The organism is Melaminivora alkalimesophila, from assembly GCF_000282995.1.
Classification (GTDB): Bacteria; Pseudomonadota; Gammaproteobacteria; order Burkholderiales; family Burkholderiaceae_C; genus Melaminivora; species Melaminivora alkalimesophila.
The window spans coordinates 1-1,043 of record NZ_ALEE01000653.1 but is presented as its reverse complement, the minus strand read 5'-3'; the positions used below and the strand labels follow the sequence as shown (position 1 = coordinate 1,043).

Annotated in this window: 1 protein-coding gene; it reads left to right on the top strand. The window is 72.2% G+C overall.

The window, feature by feature from the left end:
* The coding region (flhF, locus tag A612_RS12740) for a flagellar biosynthesis GTPase FlhF (protein ID WP_019374853.1) at positions 1-997 on the top strand (997 nt) is incomplete at its 5' end.
* Positions 998-1,043: the final 46 nt, after the last annotated feature.

Genomic DNA, 1,043 nt, shown 5'->3' with positions numbered 1-1,043 from the left:
GGCCGCCGCGGCCCCGACGCTCGCCGCGGCCGCCGGCCAGCAGAACCTGATGCACGAGCTGCAGTCCATGAAGGACCTGATCGAGGAGCGCTTCAACACCCTGGCCTGGCTCGGCCAGGCGCGCCAGAACCCGATCCAGTCGCAGCTCATGCTCAAGCTGATCCGCGCCGGCTACTCGCCCGCGCTGGCGCGCGCCGTGCTCGAGCACCTGCCCGAGCAGCTGGGCGCGGCGGACGCCATCCGCTGGCTGATGGAAGTCCTCGAGCGCAACCTGCGCACCGACGCGCAGGCGCTGCCGCTGTACGAGGAGGGCGGCGTCTGGGCGCTGGTCGGCGCCACCGGCGTCGGCAAGACCACCACCACCGCCAAGCTGGCCGCGCTGTGCGCGCGCATCCACGGCCCGGCCAGCGTCGGTCTGATCACGCTCGACACCTACCGCATGGGCGCGCACGAGCAGCTGCGCTCCTACGGCCGCATGCTCGGCGTGGTGGCCCACCTGGCGCACGACCGTGCGGCGCTGCAGGACCTGCTGGGGCTGCTGTCGTCCAAGAAGATGGTGCTGATCGACACCACCGGCGTCGCGCCGCGCGACCCGCGGAAGCGCGACCTGCTGGGGCTGCTGGACCTGCCGGGCGTGCGCCGCCTGCTGGTGCTCAACGCCAGCAGCCACGGCGACACGCTGGATGAGGTGATCGGCGGCTTCAAGTCCAGCGGCTCGCAGCAGGCGCTCCTGTCCAAGGTGGACGAGGCCGTGAAGCTCGGCCCGGCGCTGGATGCGCTGATCCGCCACCAGATGGTGCTGCGCGGCGTGACCAACGGCCAGCGCGTGCCCGAAGACTGGGAAGCGGCGCAGGCCGGCAAGCTGGTGGCCGCCTCCATGCGCACCAGCGTGCGCTCGGCCTTCGACCCCAAGGAGGCAGAGCTCAATTTCTTCTTCTCGCCCGCAGCCGCAACCGCGGAGGTGGGGCTGCAGCAGGGGCTGGCCGATGTGGCATGACACCGCCCCGCACCAGGCAGCCGGGCTGCAGCGGCTGATGGCCGAG